The organism is Halopseudomonas xiamenensis (assembly GCF_014219065.1).
Classification (GTDB): domain Bacteria; phylum Pseudomonadota; class Gammaproteobacteria; order Pseudomonadales; family Pseudomonadaceae; genus Halopseudomonas; species Halopseudomonas xiamenensis.
Window position 1 is genome coordinate 53,979 of the sequence record NZ_JACLGO010000025.1, and the last position, 19,192, is coordinate 73,170.

Here is a 19,192-nt window from a genome sequence, read left to right on the forward strand (position 1 = left end):
GGGTGATGAGCAAGCACATTGTCGTGATCGGATTGCTGGCTGTGCTGCTGGGTGGCTGTGTGACCACCAGCGACCAGCCCCGACGCAAGACCAACCCGGACGAGGCGCGGGATGCCTACATCCAGCTTGGCCTGGGCTACCTGCAGAAGGGCGAGACCGAAAGGGCCAAGGCGCCACTGAGTGAAGCGCTGAAGATCGACTCGCGCTCGGAGTCGGCGCATGTTGCCCTGGCCCTGGTGTTCCAGCAGGAGGGCGAGAACAAGTCGGCGGAAAAGCACTTCCGTGCGGCCCTGGCCAGCGCGCCCAACAATGCGCGCATCCTGAACAATTACGGTGCCTTCCTGATGGAGCAGCAGCGCCATGGCGAAGCGCTGGAGTATTTCCGCAAAGCCTCGGAAGACACGCTCTATGCCGAGCGCTCGCGGGTGTTCGAGAACCTGGGGCTGGCCTATCGCAGCCTCGGCAATACTGACGAGGCCAGGGCCAGCTTCGAGCGTGCGCTGCGGCTGAACAGTCGCCAGCCGCTGGCACTGCTGGAGCTGGCGCAGATGGAATTCGAAGCACAGAACTTCGTGCCGGCCTGGAACTATTACCTGGGCTTCACCCAGATGGCCCCGCAGAGCGCTTCCAGCCTGTGGCTGGGCGTACAGCTGGCGCGGCGCTTCAATGATCACAACCGGGCGGCCAGCTATGCCTTGCAACTGCGCCGACTGTATCCGGCCACGCCGGAAGCCCGGGCCCTGCTTGAGTCGGAGTCGTCCTGATGGTGGAAGAACTGGGAGCGGGGGCCGGCACCGAGACCGGCCCAATCAATCCGGGCGAACTGCTGCGCAGTGAACGGCTGCGGGTGGGTTTCAGCGCCGAGGAGGTAGCCACCCACCTGCACCTGTCGAAAACCACGCTGGGTTATCTGGAGGAAGGGCGTTTCGACCGTTTGCCGGGTGACACCTTCGCCCGCGGCTATGTGCGTGCCTATGCACGGCTGCTCAAGCTGGACCCCAACACCCTGGTCAAGCATTACGATCGCTACGTGGGTGCCGATACCCGCGAGCAGCGGGTCAGCAGCATCGACAAGGTAGTGGTGCCCCCGCGGCGCGGCGCGCGCCTGGTCATGGCGCTGACCACCCTGCTGGTGGTTGCGGTGATGCTGTCGCTGGGTCTGTGGTGGTGGAGCGTGAGCCGAGACGGTGCGAGCCAGCCCGAGGACGCTGGCGTCCGGGCGTTGATCGATGATGTGCAGATCGATTCCATGGCCCTGCCGGAAAGTTTTGCCAATCCCTCGGCCGTCGAGCCGCTGGCACCGCTGCCGGCGGACCCGGCGCAGCCAGAGCAGCCAGAGCAGCCGGCGTCCGACGAGGAGCAGGACAGCGTTGCCGAAGGCGGCAGCGCGCAGACGGACCTCAACAACACTCCGGCGACGGCCACCGATACCCCGGCGCCAGCGCCGGCGCCGCAGGCCGCTGCGCCTGAAACAACAGCGCCGGCAGAGACCGCCGCAGTGAATACGCAGAGCGGCCTGGTGATGACCTTCTCCGGCAATTGCTGGGTGCAGGTCAGTATGCCCGGCGGGCGGGTATTGCACAGCGCGCAGATGCAGCAGGGCCAGACCCTGAACATCAGCCAGCAGGGCCCGCTGGATCTGGTGATCGGCGCGGCCAGTGCGGTATCGACAATCGAGTTCAACGGCCAGCCAGTGCAGCTCAACGCCAACAGCCAGTCCGGCGTGGCGCGGCTGCGTGTCGGCCAGTAAGAGGTAAGCCAATGCATCAGGAATCTCCTGTCAAACGAAGAAAGTCCCGCCAGATACGGGTCGGCTCGGTACTGGTCGGTGGTGATGCGCCGATCTCGGTGCAGAGCATGACCAACACCGAGACCTGCGATGTTGCCGCAACGGTGGGACAGATTCGCCAGCTGGAGGCCGTGGGTGCCGATATCGTCCGGGTATCGGTACCGAGCATGGAGGCGGCCGAGGCCTTCGGCCAGATTCGCCAGCAGGTGAAGACACCGCTGGTGGCGGATATCCACTTCGACTACAAGATCGCCCTGCGGGTGGCCGAGCTGGGCGTCGACTGCCTGCGCATCAACCCCGGCAACATCGGTCGCGAGGACCGGGTCAAGGCGGTGGTCGACGCGGCGCGTCACCATGGCATTCCGATCCGCATCGGCGTCAACGCCGGCTCGTTGGAGAAGGACCTGCAGAAGAAGTACGGCGAGCCGACCCCCGAGGCGCTGGTCGAGTCGGCGCTGCGCCATGTCGATCATCTCGACCGCCTGGACTTCCAGGACTTCAAGGTCAGCGTCAAGGCCTCCGACGTGTTCATGGCGGTCGGTGCCTATCGGCTGCTGGCGCAGCAGATCGAGCAGCCGCTGCACCTGGGGATCACCGAGGCCGGCGGCCTGCGCTCGGGTACCGTCAAGTCCTCGGTGGGCCTGGGCATGCTGCTGGCCGAAGGCATCGGCGATACCATCCGCATTTCCCTGGCGGCTGATCCGGTGCAGGAGATCAAGGTCGGCTTCGATATCCTCAAGTCCCTACGCCTGCGCTCGCGTGGCATCAACTTCATCGCCTGCCCCAGCTGCTCGCGGCAGAACTTCGATGTGGTCAAGACCATGAACGAGCTGGAGGAGCGCCTGGACGACGTGCTGGTGCCGATGGACGTGGCGGTGATCGGCTGCGTGGTCAACGGCCCGGGCGAGGCCAAGGAAGCTGACATCGGCCTGGCCGGCGGCTCGCCCAACAACCTGGTCTACGTGGATGGCGCGCCGAGCGAGAAAGTGACCAATGACAACCTGGTGGATCGGCTGGAGCGGCTGATCCGCGACAAGGTCGCCGCCAGAAAGGCCCTGGACGACAACACCATCGCCCGCGGCTGAGTGCCCGATTGAAAGGAAACGACACTTGAAGAACCTGCAAGCCGTGCGCGGCATGAACGACATCCTGCCTGCCGACAGCGCGTTGTGGCAATACCTGGAAAGCACTGTGGCCAAGGTCCTGGCCGGCTATGGTTACCAGCAGATCCGCCTGCCGATCGTCGAGCCCACCGAGCTGTTCAAGCGCTCGATCGGCGAGGTCACCGATATCGTCGAGAAGGAAATGTACACCTTCGCCGACCGTAACGGCGACTCCCTGACCCTGCGCCCGGAAGGCACCGCCGGTTGCGTGCGCGCCATGCTCGAGCATGGCCTGCTCGGCGGCGGCGTCAGCCACAAGGTCTGGTATACCGGACCGATGTTCCGCCACGAACGTCCGCAGAAGGGCCGCTACCGCCAGTTCCACCAGGTCGGCGTGGAGACTTTCAACCTGACCGGGCCGGATATCGATGCCGAACTGATCATCCTCAGCTGGCGTCTGTGGCAGCAGCTGGGTCTGGACCAGGCCGTCACCCTGGAACTCAACAGCCTGGGCTCCAGCGCTGACCGTGCCCGCTACCGCGAGGACCTGGTGACCTACCTGCGTGCGCGGTTCGAACAGCTGGATGAGGACAGCCAGCGCCGGCTCGACAGCAACCCGCTACGCGTGCTGGACAGCAAGAACCCTGACACCCAGGCGCTGTTGGCCGATGCGCCGAAGCTGGCGGACTACTTGAATGACGAGGCCCGCGCGCACTTCGACGGGCTGCGCGCCTTGCTGGATGCCGCCGGCATCCCCTACGTGATCAATCCGCGCCTGGTGCGTGGGCTGGACTACTACGGCCTGACGGTGTTCGAATGGGTCACCGACAAGCTCGGCGCCCAGGGCACCGTGTGTGCCGGTGGCCGCTATGATGGCCTGGTCGAGCAACTGGGCGGCAAGCCGGCACCGGCGGTGGGCTTCGCCATGGGTATGGAGCGCCTGCTGCTGCTGATCGAGACCCTCGACAAGGTGCCGGCCGAACTGTCCCGGCAAGTCGATGTCTATCTGGTCACGCTTGGCGATGGCACCCAGCAGGCGGCGATTCGCCTGGCCGAACAGCTGCGCGACGCCTTGCCCGGCATACGCCTGGTAGTGCATTGTGGCGGTGGCAGTTTCAAGAGTCAGTTCAAGAAGGCTGACAAGTCCGGGGCGCTCTATGCGCTGATCCTCGGTGAAGAGGAAGCCGCCGCCGGACAGGTGGGGCTCAAGCCCCTGCGTGGCGATGGCGAGCAACTGAACCTGGCATGGGACGCCGTGCCGCAGCAGCTGCGCAGCCTGCTGTAAGAATACGAACCAAACTGACGCGGTAAAGGAGAGCAGGGTGAGTTACCAGACGGAAGAAGAACAGGTAGAACGCATCAAGGAAGTCTGGCAGCGCCACGGTGTGCCCGTGCTGACCGGTGTGGTATTGGCACTGGCCGGCGTATTTGGCTGGAATGGCTGGAACAATTACCAGGAAACCAAGGCCGCCAACGCCTCCGCCGTGTACCAGAGCATGCTCGAAAGCGTGTTGCAGGATGACAGCGAAGCCAGTCGTACCCGTGGCGCCGAGCTGGCCGAGCAACTGCGCAGTGACTATCCCGGCACCCGCTATGCCCGTTTCGCCGCGCTGATGCAGGCGCGGCTGGCGGTGGAGGCGGGTGATTTCGCCGCCGCCGAAACGCTGCTGCGGGATGTCGCCAAGGAGGGCAAGGATGCGGCCCTGCAGGAAGTTGCCCGGCAGCGCCTGGCCCGTGTACTGGCCCAGCTGGAACGTGCCGAGGAAGGACTGGAACTGCTGTCCGCACCGGTGACCGGCGAGTTGCTGGCCGGTCGCGAGGAAGTACGCGGCGACCTGCTGCTGAGTCTCGGCCGCCTGGCCGATGCCCGCCAGGCCTATCAGGCCGCACTGGATGCCACCACCGATCAACGTGCGCGTCCGCAACTGCAGTTGAAACTGGATGACCTGGCGGAGGAAGCCTCTTGAAGTTGATGACCCGAACTCTGGCTGCCGGGCTCGCCGCCCTGTTGCTGGCCGGTTGTGGCAGCTCCTCGAAGAAGGAATTGCCGCCGGCGGAACTGGAAAAATTCACTGCCGAAGTGCAGCTCGAGCGTAACTGGAAACGCAGTGTCGGCGTGGGCCAGGGCGAGCTGTTCAACAACCTGCAGCCAGCGCTCGATGGCCTGACGTTGTATGCCGCCGACGCCAAGGGGCGGGTGGTGGCGATGGACCGCGACACGGGCAAGACCAACTGGCAGGTCAAGCTCAAGGAGCCGCTGTCCGGTGCCGTGGGCGTGGGCGGTGGCCGGGTGATGCTCGGTACCCTGGATGGCCGCGTAATCACCCTCGATGAAAACGATGGCAGCGAGCTGTGGCGCGCGCAGGTATCCAGCGAAGTGCTGGCGCCGCCGCAGACCAATGGCGACATCGTGGTGGTACAGAGCCAGGACGACAAGCTGGTGGCCCTGGATATCGGCACCGGCGAGCAGCGCTGGATCTACGAGTCCAGCCTGCCAGTACTGACCGTGCGCGGTCACAGCACCCCGGTGGTGTCCCTGCACCGGGTCTATGCCGGCCTGGCCAGTGGCCGGGTGGTGGCGCTGGATGCCGAGAACGGCATTCCGCTGTGGGAGCAGCGTATCGCCCAGCCCCAGGGCCGCTCGGAGCTGGAGCGCATGGTCGACATCGACGGCCGTCTGCTGCTCGATGACCAGACCCTGTATGCCGCCACCTACCAGGGTAACCTGGTGGCCATCGACGCCGAATCCGGCAACATCCGCTGGCAGCGTCCGACCTCCAGTCACGCCGGCCCCGGCGCGGGTTTCGGCAGCGTCTACCTGAGCAAGGCCGACGGCAGCGTCGAGGCCTACGACCAGAACCGCGCCACCCCGCTGTGGACCAACGACAGCCTGCTGCGCCGTCAGCTCACCGGACCGGTGGCGTTCAGCAGCTATGTGGCAGTGGCTGACTTCGAAGGCTATCTGCACCTGCTGGCACAGACCGATGGTCGCCTGGTCGGTCGCGTTCGCGTCGACCGCAAGGGTGTCCGGGTAGCGCCGATCGTACAGGGCGGCGTGCTGTATGTGTATGGCAACAGCGGCGATCTGGCAGCCTACCAGCTGCGCTGAAGCCGAAACAGGTTATACTTTCCGGCCGCTGCCCGCTGAAGGCGCAGCGGCCTTTTTGTTTTTGTTTGGCACCACAAGGTGCGCGGAGTAAGCATGGTTCCTGTTATCGCCCTGGTGGGCCGACCGAATGTCGGTAAATCCACGCTGTTCAACCGTCTGACCAAAAGTCGTGACGCCATAGTCGCCGACGTGGCCGGGTTGACCCGCGACCGCCAGTACGGCGAAGCGGTCTGGCAGGGCAGGCCCTATATCGTCGTCGACACCGGCGGCCTGACCGGGGATGAGCACGGTATCGACACCATCATGGCCGGGCAGTCGCTGCAGGCCATCGAGGAAGCCGACGCGGTGCTGTTCCTGGTGGACGCGCGGGCGGGCCGTACCGCCGGCGACGAGATGATTGCCGAGCATCTGCGAAAGCGTGACAAGCACACCTTCCTGATCGCCAACAAGATAGATGGCGCCGACCCGGACTCGATCATCGGCGAGTTCGCTGCGCTGGGCCTGGGTGCGCCGATCGGTATCGCCGCTGCCCATGGGCGCAACATCAATCCCATGCTCGAAGCGGTACTGGTCGAGGGTGACATCCAGGCCGAGCCGGAGCTGGATGAAGAGGGCAACCCGGTCGAACGCCTGCCGGTCACCCCGATTGGCACCAAGATCGCCGTCATCGGCCGGCCCAACGTCGGCAAATCGACGCTGGTCAACCGCATGCTCGGCGAAGATCGGGTGGTGGTGTTCGACCAGGCCGGCACCACCCGCGACAGCATCTACATTCCCTACGAGCGCCATGACAAGCCTTACACCCTGATCGACACCGCCGGTGTACGGCGTCGCGGCAAGGTGTTCGAGGCGATCGAGAAGTTCTCGGTGATCAAGACCCTGCAGGCGATCCAGGATGCCAACGTGGTGATCTTCGTGGTCGATGCCCGCGAAGGCATCGTCGAACAGGACCTGCACCTGCTGGGCTTCGTGCTGGATGCCGGTCGCGCGCTGGTGGTGGCCATCAACAAGTGGGATGGTATGGAGCCGGGCGAGAAGGAATACGTGAAGAAGGAGTTGGAGCGCCGGCTGATCTTCACCCAGTTCGCTGACCAGCACTTCATCTCGGCGTTGCATGGCAGTGGTGTCGGTCTGCTCTACAAGTCGGTGGATCAGGCCTATGAAAGCGCCATGACCAAGATCCCGACCAAGCGCATGACTGAGATCCTTGAAGCGGCGGTGGCCGAACACCAGCCACCGCTGGTCAATGGTCGTCGGATCAAACTGCGCTACGCCCACCTGGGCGGCTCCAACCCACCGATCATCGTCATCCACGGCAACCAGGTGGACGCGGTACCGCGCTCCTATACGCGCTACCTGGAGAACATCTTCCGCAAGGTGCTGAAACTGTCGGGCACGCCTATCCGCATCGAATACAAGGGCAGCGACAACCCCTATGCGGACAAGAAGAACAAGCTGTCGGAGCGCCAGGTGAACAAGAAGCGTCGCCTGATGAGCCACCACAAGAAGGCGGAAAAGAAGCGCAAGGACAAGAGCTGATCCCCCTCGGGGTGTAGCGCCCCGGCGCTACGCCTGCAGCCTTGCAGCGGCTGATGCCCGTCGGCGAGCAGGCGCTCGCCAACCCGTTGCAGTGCGGTGCGAGGGTATAGAGGTGCGGCGTTCAGGGTTCGGGGTGTAGCTCCCCTGCGCTACGCCTGCAGCCTTGCAGCGGCTGATGCCCGTCGGCGAGCAGGCGCTCGCCAACCCGTTGCAGTGCGGTGCGAGGGTATAGAGGTGCGGCGTTCAGGGTTCGGGGTGTAGCTCCCCTGCGCTACGCCTGCAGCCTTGCAGCGGCTGATACCCGTCGGCGAGCAGGTGCTCGCCAACCCGTTGCAGTGCGGTGCGAGGGTATAGAGGTGCGGCGTCGGGGGTTCGGGGTGTAGCGCCCCTGCGCTACGCCTGCGATCTTGCATCAGCGACAATCCGTACTCTCACTGCAACAGAAACCCCGCCGCCCGCTCACCTTCAAGCACCACCCGCGCCAGGCTGTCATCCCCGCCATCGGCGAAGCTGATCTTCCACAGGTCCACCCGATACCCCTGTTGCTGCAGCGAGGTCAGGTACTGGGCCTGGTAACCCTGTTCGATGCGTGCGCCCACTATCTGCGCGACCTGACCGAACTGGTCCTGGCTGATGCCGGCCTGGAATTCGCTGGTGCCCAGTTGCATGAATTGCTGGTAGTCCTGGTTGGCCACCGTCTCCAGCAGTTGGGCAAGCATCTGCCGGGCCGGCGCCGGTTCGCTGTCGGCGACGCTGCCAAACGACAGCAGCAGGCTTGCCGCAAGCAGGACGCAACGTGACATGGAAAGGTGCATGGGGTTGGCCTCATGAGGGTGGTGAAGGAACTGAGTATAGTCAGCGTGCCAGGGCAAGCCTAACGACAGGACTCGCGAACCCGGGCCTCGGGCTGGTAATGATCTGTATCAAGCTGACGGGCTTTTCCTGGCCATCCCGGTGGACAGTCAGCTCGGGCGACTTGTAGTCTTTGCCGAGGCCTGTCTCTGCGGGCAGGTCTTGCAGTACATCTTTCCAGCCAGCGAAGGCCTGATTGCATGACTGACCAAGCACCGGATCGCACCCTGTCGACAACAGCCTGGCATACCCTGGAGCGGGAGGCGGTCGAGCAGCGACTGGATACCGGCCCCAGCGGACTGCCGGACGTGGAAGCCGCGCGGCGGCTGGCCGAACACGGTCCCAATCGCCTGGCGCCACCCAAGCGCCGTGGTCCCCTGCTGCGCTTCATGCTGCAATTTCACAACATCCTGCTGTACGTGATGCTGGGTGCCGCGCTGATCACCGCGCTGCTCGGCCATTGGGTCGATACCGGGGTTTTGCTCGGGGCGGTGGTGATCAATGCCATCATCGGTTTCATTCAGGAGGGCAAGGCCGAGGCCGCCCTCGACTCCATTCGCACCCTGTTGTCCACCCATGCCACGGTGCTGCGCGATGGCTCCCGTCGAGAGATCGATGCTGCCGACCTGGTGCCGGGTGATGTGGTGCTGCTGGCCTCAGGCGACCGTGTTCCGGCTGACCTGCGACTGGTCGAGGTCAAGGACCTCAAGGTGGAGGAAGCGGCGCTGACCGGTGAGTCCCTGGCGGTGGAAAAAGGCACCGGCGCTGTTGCCGACGACGCGCCCCTGGGCGATCGCTACGGCATGGCCTATTCCGGCACCCTGGTGGTCTATGGCCAGGCCCGGGGAGTCGTGGTGGCTACTGCCGGCGCCACCGAGCTGGGCCGGATCAACCGCATGCTGGCCAGCATCCGCAACCTGTCCACGCCGCTGCTGCGCCAGATCGACCGTTTCGGGCGGATACTGGCATTGGTGATCCTGGCTTTCTGCGCCGTCACCTTCGTCATCGGTACCCTGCTGCGTGGCCATCCGCCGTCGGACATGTTCATGATGGTGGTGGCGCTGGCGGCTTCGGCGATTCCCGAGGGCTTGCCGGCGATCATGACCGTGACCCTGGCCCTGGGTGTGCAGCGCATGGCTCGGCGCAATGCGATCATCCGCCGCCTGCCGGCGGTCGAGACCCTGGGTTCGGTCACCGTGATCTGCTCCGACAAGACCGGCACCCTGACCCGTAACGAGATGACGGTGCAGCGCGTGGTCTGCGCCGACGCGGTATTCGATGTGGACGGTGTCGGTTACGCCCCGGTCGGCAATTGCAGTATTGCCGGGCAGGTGGTCGATCCGGCGCACTATACCGCGCTGAGCCTGGCGGTGCGGGCCGGCGTGCTGTGCAATGATGGTCGGTTGCGTCAGACCGACGGTCACTGGCATATCGAGGGTGACCCCACCGAAGGTGCGCTGCTGGCGCTCGGCGGCAAGCTCGGCCTGGCCCAGGACGAGACCGCCACGGCCTGGCCGCGCCTGGATTCGATCCCGTTCGAGTCGGAGCATCGCTTCATGGCAACCCTGCACCATGATACCGAGGGGCAGCCGTGGACCTTCGTCAAGGGTGCGCCGGAGCGGATCATGGAAATGTGCTCGCATCAGCTCGGGCCCGATGGCGATCAGCCGCTGGATGCCGACTACTGGCGGCGCATGGCCACGGATATCGCTGCCCGCGGCTTGCGTCTGCTGGCCTTTGCCTGCAAGCGCCAGGGGCCGGGCGGTGAGCGCCTGGATTTTGCCGATGTGGAAGGCGGTTACAGCATGCTGGCGCTGGTCGGCATCATCGATCCGCCACGGGAGGAGGCGATCCAGGCGGTTGCCGAGTGCCATCGGGCCGGCATCCGGGTGAAGATGATCACCGGTGATCATGCCGAGACGGCCAGGGCCATCGGCGCACAGCTGGATATCGGTGTGGGCAAGCCGGCGGTCACCGGCGCCGAGCTGGCGCTGATGGATGACGCGGCCCTGCGCCGGGTGGTGATGGAAGTGGATATCTTCGCCCGCGCCAGCCCCGAGCAGAAGCTGCGCCTGGTGCAGGCGCTGCAGGATGATGGTGAAGTAGTGGCGATGACCGGTGACGGGGTGAACGACGCGCCAGCGCTGAAACGGGCGGATGTGGGTGTGGCCATGGGCCTGAAGGGCACCGAGGTGGCCAAGGAAGCCTCGGACATGGTGCTGGCCGACGACAACTTCGCCACCATCGCCCGTGCCGTGCGCGAAGGCCGGGCGGTCTACGACAACCTGAAGAAGTTCATCCTGTTCATGTTGCCGACCAATGGTGGCGAGTCCCTGGTGGTGCTGGCGGCGATCCTGTTCGGCCTGACCCTGCCGCTGACGCCGGCCCAGGTATTGTGGATCAACATGGTCACCGCCGGTGCACTGGGCCTGGCGCTGGCCTTCGAGCCGGCCGAGCGCGGCATCATGGACCGCCGCCCGCGACCACCGGGCGAGGCGCTGCTGTCCGGCTTCTTCGTCTGGCGAGTCTGCCTGGTCTCGGTGCTGATGATGACCGGCGCGCTGGGGCTGTTCCTCTGGGAGCTTGACCAGGGCGCGAGTCTGGAAAGCGCCCGCACCATGGCGGTCAATGCCGTGGTGGCAGCGGAAATGTTCTATCTGATCAACAGCCGCCATATCCTGGCTCCGGTACTCAACCGCGAGGGGCTGCTGGGCAACCGCTACGTATTGCTGGCCATTGCCGTGTGCATTCCGCTGCAACTGCTGTACACCTATCTGCCGCTGATGCAGAGCATCTTCGGCTCGGTGGGGCTGACGCCGGAGCAGTGGCTGAAAGTGATCGGTGCGGGACTGCTGGTGTTCGTCGGCGCCGAACTGGAAAAGCGGCTGATCCGCAATACGCGCTTTGCGCCCGAGTCGGCGAAGGACTGAGTGTTGGGGGGAGCGGTGTATTCTGGGGGGAGTTCAGGTTGTGGGAGTCGCGCCCCGCGACGATAGGGGCTTGCCAAATACACCTGGCAGGCAAGGTGGTTGGTGCCGGCTGGTAGTGCGTTTCGCGCCGAGGCGGCGCTCCTACAGGGTGAATCCGGGAATACCGTGGAGTATATGCAACTGGTTGCATGAATGTCACGGGGTTGTTAATTTATGCAACGGGTTTCATATTGGCGCCACGACTCCTGTCGCGCTGATCGGAAGCCGGCCGTTCGTCTTGCCCATCAAGGAACCATCATGCAGACAAAACAATTATCCCCTGCAGCACAGCAAACCCTCGCCAGCTGGCACTATATCCTCGAACGCAATGCCATGGAGGAACTGGACCCCTTGCTGGCAGATGATATCGTGTTCCGTTCCCCGGTGGCGCACAGCCCCTATCCGGGGCGGGCGGCGATCAAGCTGGTGCTGAAGAACGTCAACCAAGTGTTCGAGAACTTCACCTATCACCGCAGCTTCGTCAGCGAGGATGGCAACAGTGTGGTGCTGGAGTTCAGCGCCGAGGTCAATGGCAAGCAGCTCAAGGGCATCGACATGCTGCGCTTCGATGAGCAGGGCAGGATTCTCGAGTTCGAGGTCATGGTGCGTCCGCTCAGTGGCCTGCAGGCACTGGGCGCGGAGATGGCCAAGCGCATGGCGCCACATGCGGCGGTGCTGCGCGGTGATGGCGCCGACGCCTGATCGGTATTTATTTCTTATTTCTGTTGCGGAGTGATCATGTCTCTACCCGATATCCTCAAGGGCCGCCTCTCCATTCCGGTGGTTGGCTCGCCACTGTTCATCATCTCCAACCCTGACCTGGTCATCGCCCAGTGCAAGGCCGGTGTGGTGGGCTCCTTTCCGTCGCTGAACGCCCGCCCGGTGGAGGTGTTCGAACAGTGGTTGCAGCGTATCACCAGCGAACTGGCCGAATACGATGCGCAGAACCCGGAGCGGCCGTCGGCGCCTTTCGCGGTCAACCAGATAGTGCACAAGTCCAACGACCGTCTGGAGCAGGACCTGGCGCTGTGCGTCAAATACAAGGTGCCGATCGTCATCACGTCGCTGGGCGCCCGTGAGGATGTGAACCAGGCGATACACTCCTATGGCGGCATAGTGCTGCATGACGTGATCAATAATTTCTACGCGAAAAAGGCCATCGAGAAAGGGGCCGACGGGCTGATCGCGGTAGCCGCTGGTGCCGGTGGGCATGCCGGTACGCTGTCGCCGTTTGCCCTGATCCACGAGATCCGCGAATGGTTCGATGGGCCGCTGCTGCTGTCGGGGGCCATCTCCAACGGCAACGCCATTCTCGCGGCGCAGGCGGCCGGGGCGGACCTGGCCTATATCGGATCGGCCTTTATCGCCACCGAGGAGGCCAACGCCGACCAGGGCTACAAGGACATGATCGTCGGCAGCGCGGCGTCGGATATCGTGTACTCCAACCTGTTCACCGGCGTACACGGCAACTATCTGAAGCAGAGCATCATCAACAGTGGCCTGGACCCGGAAGCGCTGCCCGAATCCGACCCGTCGAAGATGAACTTCGGTTCCGGCGGCAGCAGCAAGGCCAAGGCCTGGCGGGATATCTGGGGCGCGGGGCAGGGGGTTGGCGCGGTGAAGCAGGTGGTACCTGCGGCGCAGTTGATCGAACGCTTGCAACGCGAATACCAGGCGGCCAGGGAGCGGCTGGTGTTGTAGGCAGGCTATCGGCTGACTCGACAGCAGTTGCGTTTCATTCCACCAATGGCCGGGTCTGCTCGGCCCATTTCAACCAGTTCTCCTCGGCCATGATGCCCATGCGCAGCACGGCATGTTGCAGCTGCTGCGCATGGCTCGGATTGGCGGTGGAGAAGTCGCGCTGTTCGATGTCGCGATAGACCTGCAGCCGGGCCTGGTGCTCTCCAACCAGGCGCTGCAGTTCCCGCCCCGCGCCCAGCGGGCCTATCACCGCCTCGGCGCGCAACTTGATCAGCAGTGCCTGGTCGCCGCTACCGGGGCTGCCTGGTTCCGCCACCCAGCGGGCCAGCTCCCGGCGGCCGGCTTCCAGGACGTGGTAGGTCTTCTTGCGCCGGCTGGCGCCGCTCGGATCATCCTTTACCAGTACCCAGCCAGCATCGGCCATGCGCCCCAGCTCGCGATAGATCTGCTGATGGCTGGCCTGCCAGAAGTAGCCCATGGAATGGTCGAAGCGGTTGGCCAGTTCGTAGCCGGAGGAGGGCTTCTCCAGCAGCGAGGTCAGCAGCGCGTGTTGGATCGACATGCAGGCGCTCAGTCGCGCAATACGTAGGACAGGATCTCCACCACCTGCTCGGTGGTCGTGGCCCAGGCCATGGCGGCGGCATCCACTTCCTTGAGCGGATGGATGATGTCCTCGGCATGCAGGGTGACGTAGGGCTTGCCCAGGGCGGCGCAGTAGCCCGCATCGAAGGCGGCATTCCACTGCTTGTACTTGTCGCCGAAACGGACCACCACCAGGTCGCTCTGCTCGATCAGGGTCTTGGTGCGGATGGCGTTGACCTTGGCCGACTTGTGGTCGCGCCAGAACGCCTGGTCCTCGGTGCCCAGGTGGTCGCCGGCGGCATCGCTGGCGTCATGGTCAGTTACCGCCGAGGTGAACTCGATGTTCAGGCCACGGGCTTCTGCGCCGCGCTTGATCTCCTCACGCCAGTCGGTGTGAATCTCGCCGGACAGATAGACTGTGAAATACATGTTGCCTCCCATTGTGTGAACCGCCCGACCTTACCAAAGTCGGCGGCAAAGACAAAATCATCGATGGGGCAAGCGATCCGGGGAACCTTGTCAGCGCCCGCTCTCTCCATAACTGATATGAAGCGCAATCCGCAGGACCACATAACGCTGCGTGCCAGGTTGCTCGCTGTCGGGCTCGGACTGGTGCTGCTGCTCGCCGCGCTGCCGGTAGCCTACCTGCTGTGGCCCGCCCGCGTGCCGGTGGCCGGGCCGGTCGACAGCGGGGCGCTGGCGACGCTGTACGGGTTGCAGCAGCATGACGGCCAGCAGGTCACGCGGAATAGCTATCAGGGGCGCTGGTTGCTGGTGTTCTTCGGCTTTACCCATTGCCCGGATATATGCCCGACGACACTGAGCAGCATGGCCGGGGTACTCAAACGCCTTGGCGACGATGCCGCGCTATTGCAGCCGCTGTTCATCACCCTGGACCCGGAACGCGATACGCCGGAGCAACTGGCGGCCTATGTCAGCTTCTTCGACGAGCGCATTGTCGGGCTGACCGGCACTATCGGGCAGATTCAGGGCGTTGCCGATGCCTACGGCATATACTTTCGAAAAGTACCGAGCAACGACAGCTACCTGCTGGACCACAGTTCCACAGCCTTGCTGCTGGGCCCTGATGGGCAGTTGCTTGAGCGTTTCTCCCAGCAGGCAACCGCCGATGACATGCTGGCCGGGATCGTCCGGGTACTGGGCCGGGACAGGGGTGCGGAGGCCGACAGCATGCGCAGTACCGAGCAATGAGCATCAGTCTGGACCGGCGCGCCTGGCCGCTCACCCTGGGGTTCGTGATCCTGGCGGGGCTGTGGCTGGGACCGCTGCCGGCAATGAGCAGGACCGCGTTCTCGGCGCACATGCTGCTGCACCTGGGGGTGATGGTGCTGGCGGCGCCCCTGCTGGCCATCGGCCTGGTGCGCTTGGGTGTGTGCCTGGACCGGGTCAGCGGCCTGAGAACCTGGATGGTGGTGGTCTTCGCCATGGAGATGGTGGTGGTCTGGGGCTGGCACGCGCCGGCTTTGCACGAGGCGGCAGCCCGGCATGTGGCGGTGTTCGTCGTGCAGCAGTTCAGCTTTCTGACAGTGGGGCTGGCTATCTGGCTGCTGGGTTTCGCCACCCTGCGCAGAGACGCCATGGCTACCGCCATACTCGGGTTTGCCCTGACTTCCATGCATATGACCATGCTCGGTGTGCTGCTGACCATGACCCCCAGGCTCATCTATCCGGCGGACCTGTGCCTGGGCGCGTTCGGTTTCGAGCAACTGGAAGATCAACGCTTCGGCGGGGTGCTCATGGCTGCCTGGGGCGGGCTTGGCTATATGCTGGGTGGGGTAGTGCTGGGGTGTCGCCTGTTGTGGGGAGCTGATGCGGAGGAGGTGTCGGGGGAGCAGCGCGACTGGCGATGAAATGGGAGCAGGTCCGAACGGCACTTGGTTAAGCGTTTTTCCCACCTCGTCATCCTTCGCGAAGGCGAAGGATCCACCGGCTACTCCGGCTCAGCCGGCACCCTGGATCCTCGGCCTCGGCCTCGGCCTCGGCCTCGGCATCCTGCGTCGCCCTACCTCCTGCATCCATGCAGTCGTGCGCCGAGGATGACGATGTCATGGGGCGGATCAGGCCGCCTGTGCCTCGGCCTGGCGCTTGGCCCGGTTCAGCGCGCTGAACAGGGCGCGGAAGCTGGCGGTGGTCAGGTTCTCGTCGATACCGATGCCGTGCAGCGGGCGACCATTTTCCAGGCGGATTTCGATATAGGCTGCAGCCTTGGCGTTGCTGCCCGAGCCGATGGCGTGCTCATGGTAATCCATGATCTCCACGCCCACCGGCAGACCGGCGACTAGCGCCTCCAGCGGACCCTTGCCAATGCCGCGCCAGTGCAGGGTATTGCCGGCGCTGAGCACCTCCACATCCACCGCACTGGTGCCGTTCTCCTCCTGCAGACGATGGCGAATCAGCGCATAGGGGCTGGTGGCCTGCAGGTACTCGCGATCAAGCAGTTCATGGATTTGCTGCGCGGTCATCTCCAGGCCCAGGCGGTCGGTCTCGCCCTGCACCACCTGGCTGAACTCGATCTGCAGGCGTCGTGGCATGCTGATACCGTATTCCTGCTCCAGCAGGAAGGTGATACCGCCCTTGCCGGACTGGCTGTTGACCCGAATCACCGCCTCGTAGCTGCGACCGATATCCGCCGGGTCGATCGGCAGATAGGGCACTTCCCAGACACCGTTCGGGTCCTGCTGGGCGAAGCCCTTGCGGATCGCATCCTGGTGCGAGCCGGAGAAGGCGGTATGCACCAGGTCGCCGGCATAGGGATGGCGCGGGTGCACCGGCAACTCGTTGCAGTCCTCGACCACCTTGCGCACGGCGTCGATATCGGAGAAGTCCAGTTGCGGGTCGACGCCCTGGGTGTACAGGTTCAGCGCCAGAGTGACCAGGCAGACGTTGCCGGTGCGCTCGCCATTGCCGAACAGGCAGCCCTCGACGCGGTCGGCACCGGCCATCACCGCCAGCTCCGAGGCGGCTACGCCGGTGCCACGGTCATTGTGCGTGTGCACGCTGATCAGCACGCTGTCGCGGCGGTCGATATGCCGGCCGAACCACTCGATCTGGTCGGCATAGTTGTTCGGCGTGCCGCACTCGATGGTCGCCGGCAGGTTGAGGATCAGCTTGTTCTGCGGGGTCGGCTCGAACACGCCGATCACCGCGTTGCACACTTCGACGGCAAAATCGGTTTCGGTCGAGCTGAACACCTCGGGTGAATACTCGAAGCCCCAGCGGGTTTCCGGCGTGGCCTCGGCCAGGCGCTTGATGGTCTTGCCGGCGGCCACGGCGATGGCCTTGACCCCGGCCTTGTCCTGATTGAAGACAATACGGCGGAAGGCCGGTGCGCAGGCATTGTAGTAGTGCACTATGGCCTGCTTGGCGCCCTTGAGCGATTCGAAGGTGCGCTCGATCAGATCGTCACGCGCCTGGGTCAGCACCTGAATGGTCACGTCATCGGGAATATGATCACCCTCGATCAACTCGCGCACGAAGTCGAAATCGGTCTGCGAGGCGGATGGAAAGCCCACTTCGATTTCCTTCATGCCCACGGCCACCAGGCACTTGAAGAAACGCATCTTCTTGTCGGCATCCATCGGCTCGATCAGCGACTGGTTGCCATCGCGCAGGTCGGTGGACAGCCAGATCGGCGCCCGGTCGATGATCTTGTCCGGCCAGGTGCGGTCGGGCAGGGCAATGGGAGTGAATGGACGGTACTTGCTGGACGGGTCACGGAGCATGCTCATGGCGAAAATCCTGTTCTGTATCTGTATTCAAGGGGCCACCGGGGCCGGAAAAATCGGGCAGACGAAGGAAGGAGCGTCAGTGACGCAGTCGCCGGCTGACCAGGCAGAGGCAGGCATGCTGCCGAAGGGTGATGAGGGTATGTGGCGTTTTCATGCTGAAAACTTTACGACTGTGCGGGTTTTATGGCAACAAGTCTTGTAAAAAAGCAATATTGCATCGCTTTGTGGGTGTCCTGCGGGTTTTCGTTGCGCTGATGGGGCTTTTTTGCCGATCCCGCGGCAGAAAGCGGCGCACTTGTCAGGGTGCGCCGCAGGTGGTTCAACCCAGCGAACTCACGCCGGCCTGTTGCTGTGGCTGGCTGGCGCTACCGAACTCGCGCATGTCCTGGCCACTGGGCTGCTGATATACCCGCAGCCCGAACTCCGGCAGGATCGACAGCAGGTGGTCGAAGATATCGCCCTGGATACCCTCGTAACCGACCCAGGCCACGGTGTTGGTGAAGCAGTACAGCTCCAGTGGCAGGCCTTCCGGGGTTGGGGCAAGCTGGCGCACCATCAGGGTCATTTCCTGGTGAATGCCCGGATGGCTGCGCAGGTAGCGCTCCACATAGGCGCGGAAGGTGCCCAGGTTGGTGATGCGCCGGGTATTGACCGGCTCCTTGCCGGCCTCCTCGAGCTTGCGGTTCCAGTCATCGATATCGACCTGTTTTTCCTTCAGGTAGTCATCCAGCAGGCGGAAGCGCTGCAGGTGATGACACTCGTCCTGGTCCAGGAAATGCACACTCTGCTGGTCGAGCATGAGGCTGCGCTTGATGCGCCGGCCGCCCGACTCCTGCATGCCGCGCCAGTTCTTGAACGGGTCGCTGATCAGGCGCTTGGTGGGAATGGTGGTGATGGTCTTGTCCCAGTTCTGCACCTTGACGGTATGCAGGGCGATATCGATCACGTCGCCATCGGCGCTCAGCGCCGGCATCTCGATCCAGTCGCCGACGCGGACGATATCGTTGGAATTGATCTGGATGCTGGCCACCAGCGACAACAGCGTGTCCTGGAAGATCAACATGAGTACCGCGGCCATGGCACCCAGGCCGGACAGCAGGATCAGCGGCGAACGGTCGATCAGGGTGGCGATGATCAGGATCGCGGCGATCGAGTAGATGACGATGTTGACCACCTGGATATAGCCCTTGATCGGCTTCAGGCGTGCCTTGGGCCGGCGCTCGTACAGGGTGTTGATCAGCGTCAGGGTATGGGTGATGGCCAGTGCCACTGTAAGGATGATGAAGGCCCCGCAGACATTGCGCACTATGGTGACCAGTGTCTCGGGCAGCCCCGGCACCACGCCGATACCTATGGACAGGATCAATGCCGGGACAATGTTGGCCAGCCGCGACACCACCTTGGAGTCATGCAGCGCGTTATCCTGGCCTATCGGCGTGGCGCGCAGCAGATGCATGAGCCCGCGGATCAGAATGCGCTTGACGATCCAGTTGGCGATCCAGGCGCCGAGGATCAGGGCGGTGAGAGCGATGAGCGTATACAGCTGGGGATAATGTTCCAGCCAGTTGATGACGTCGTTGTATTGCGATTCCATAACGTTCCATTGGGTTGATGAATGGACGCGCCCCAGGCGAAGCGCGGACCCATCCTAGCAAAGACTGACGACAAACCCGTAATCCACGACGGCATGCCCCCCCCCCCCCCCAGGGGGGTACGGGCTCTCGGGTTGTCGTATATGGTCTCCTCCCTCATTGCAAGGCTTTCAACATTCACTGACAAGAGCAGGCTGTCTGTCGTAT

General features: G+C 64.0%; 18 protein-coding genes. 13 read left to right on the plus strand and 5 right to left on the minus strand.

Annotated features, from left to right (window positions below):
* Positions 1-5: 5 nt before the first annotated feature.
* The 7 genes from pilW (at position 6) to der (ending at position 7,540) form a co-directional block, all read left to right on the plus strand.
* On the plus strand, positions 6-764 hold the full coding sequence (pilW, locus tag H6X51_RS15495; RefSeq protein WP_185268376.1) for a type IV pilus biogenesis/stability protein PilW: 759 nt from the start codon (positions 6-8) through the stop codon (positions 762-764).
* Positions 764-1,750 carry a RodZ domain-containing protein gene (locus tag H6X51_RS15500; protein WP_185268377.1) on the plus strand — a complete coding sequence of 329 codons (987 nt, stop codon included), beginning with the start codon at positions 764-766 and terminating at the stop codon, positions 1,748-1,750. The genes pilW and H6X51_RS15500 overlap by 1 nt, the downstream gene beginning before the upstream one ends.
* 11 nt (positions 1,751-1,761) lie before the next feature.
* On the plus strand, positions 1,762-2,874 hold the full coding sequence (gene ispG, locus H6X51_RS15505) for a flavodoxin-dependent (E)-4-hydroxy-3-methylbut-2-enyl-diphosphate synthase (RefSeq protein WP_185268378.1): 1,113 nt from the start codon (positions 1,762-1,764) through the stop codon (positions 2,872-2,874).
* A gap of 25 nt (positions 2,875-2,899) precedes the next feature.
* On the plus strand, positions 2,900-4,177 hold the full coding sequence (hisS, locus tag H6X51_RS15510; protein WP_268898614.1) for a histidine--tRNA ligase: 1,278 nt from the start codon (positions 2,900-2,902) through the stop codon (positions 4,175-4,177).
* 37 nt (positions 4,178-4,214) lie between these two features.
* Positions 4,215-4,859, plus strand: a complete 645-nt coding sequence (locus tag H6X51_RS15515) for a YfgM family protein (RefSeq protein ID WP_185268379.1) — start codon at positions 4,215-4,217, stop codon at positions 4,857-4,859.
* Positions 4,860-4,864: 5 nt separating this feature from the next.
* Positions 4,865-6,001 (plus strand): outer membrane protein assembly factor BamB, encoded by a 1,137-nt coding sequence (bamB, locus tag H6X51_RS15520; protein WP_185268380.1) that lies wholly within the window; start codon positions 4,865-4,867, stop codon positions 5,999-6,001.
* A 93-nt stretch (positions 6,002-6,094) separates the two neighbouring features.
* Positions 6,095-7,540, plus strand: a complete 1,446-nt coding sequence (gene der / locus H6X51_RS15525; RefSeq protein WP_185268381.1) for a ribosome biogenesis GTPase Der — start codon at positions 6,095-6,097, stop codon at positions 7,538-7,540.
* 431 nt (positions 7,541-7,971) lie between these two features.
* On the opposite strand, the gene H6X51_RS15530 is transcribed toward der, so the two are convergent.
* Entirely contained in the window at positions 7,972-8,355 is a 384-nt protein-coding gene (locus H6X51_RS15530) for a hypothetical protein (protein ID WP_221627380.1), read from the minus strand.
* 237 nt (positions 8,356-8,592) lie between these two features.
* Between H6X51_RS15530 and H6X51_RS15535 the strand changes: the two genes are divergently transcribed.
* The 3 genes from H6X51_RS15535 (at position 8,593) to H6X51_RS15545 (ending at position 13,062) form a co-directional block, all read left to right on the plus strand.
* A complete protein-coding gene (locus H6X51_RS15535; protein WP_185268383.1) occupies positions 8,593-11,322 on the plus strand; it encodes a cation-transporting P-type ATPase in 2,730 nt (909 codons plus the stop codon).
* Positions 11,323-11,619: 297 nt separating this feature from the next.
* Positions 11,620-12,063, plus strand: a complete 444-nt coding sequence (locus tag H6X51_RS15540; RefSeq protein ID WP_185268384.1) for a nuclear transport factor 2 family protein — start codon at positions 11,620-11,622, stop codon at positions 12,061-12,063.
* Positions 12,064-12,099: 36 nt separating this feature from the next.
* On the plus strand, positions 12,100-13,062 hold the full coding sequence (locus tag H6X51_RS15545; RefSeq protein ID WP_185268385.1) for an NAD(P)H-dependent flavin oxidoreductase: 963 nt from the start codon (positions 12,100-12,102) through the stop codon (positions 13,060-13,062).
* 34 nt (positions 13,063-13,096) lie between these two features.
* Here H6X51_RS15545 and H6X51_RS15550 read toward each other — a convergent pair whose 3' ends face one another.
* Positions 13,097-13,624, minus strand: a complete 528-nt coding sequence (locus H6X51_RS15550) for a PadR family transcriptional regulator (RefSeq protein ID WP_185268386.1) — start codon at positions 13,622-13,624, stop codon at positions 13,097-13,099.
* Between the two features lie 8 nt (positions 13,625-13,632).
* The gene (locus tag H6X51_RS15555; protein WP_185268387.1) at positions 13,633-14,073 is read right to left on the minus strand and encodes a YtoQ family protein; all 441 of its coding nucleotides are present in this window, start codon (positions 14,071-14,073) and stop codon (positions 13,633-13,635) included.
* A gap of 117 nt (positions 14,074-14,190) precedes the next feature.
* Here H6X51_RS15555 and H6X51_RS15560 point away from each other — a divergent pair, with 117 nt between their 5' ends.
* Both H6X51_RS15560 and H6X51_RS15565 read left to right on the plus strand, forming a co-directional pair.
* A complete protein-coding gene (locus H6X51_RS15560) occupies positions 14,191-14,856 on the plus strand; it encodes an SCO family protein (RefSeq protein WP_185268388.1) in 666 nt (221 codons plus the stop codon).
* Positions 14,853-15,515, plus strand: coding sequence for a cytochrome c oxidase assembly protein (locus tag H6X51_RS15565; RefSeq protein WP_185268389.1), 663 nt, complete (start codon positions 14,853-14,855; stop codon positions 15,513-15,515). The genes H6X51_RS15560 and H6X51_RS15565 overlap by 4 nt, the downstream gene beginning before the upstream one ends.
* 207 nt (positions 15,516-15,722) lie before the next feature.
* Here the strand turns inward: H6X51_RS15565 and leuA are convergent, their stop codons facing one another.
* Positions 15,723-17,393: a 2-isopropylmalate synthase gene (gene leuA / locus H6X51_RS15570; protein ID WP_185268390.1), complete on the minus strand. Its 1,671-nt coding sequence runs from the start codon at positions 17,391-17,393 to the stop codon at positions 15,723-15,725.
* Here leuA and H6X51_RS15575 point away from each other — a divergent pair.
* Complete coding sequence (locus H6X51_RS15575; RefSeq protein WP_185268391.1) at positions 17,392-17,595, plus strand: hypothetical protein; 204 nt, start codon at positions 17,392-17,394, stop codon at positions 17,593-17,595. The two genes, leuA and H6X51_RS15575, sit on opposite strands and share 2 nt — an antisense overlap.
* Positions 17,596-17,712: 117 nt before the next feature.
* Here the strand turns inward: H6X51_RS15575 and H6X51_RS15580 are convergent, their stop codons facing one another.
* Positions 17,713-18,987 carry a mechanosensitive ion channel family protein gene (locus tag H6X51_RS15580; protein WP_185268392.1) on the minus strand — a complete coding sequence of 425 codons (1,275 nt, stop codon included), beginning with the start codon at positions 18,985-18,987 and terminating at the stop codon, positions 17,713-17,715.
* Positions 18,988-19,192: the final 205 nt, after the last annotated feature.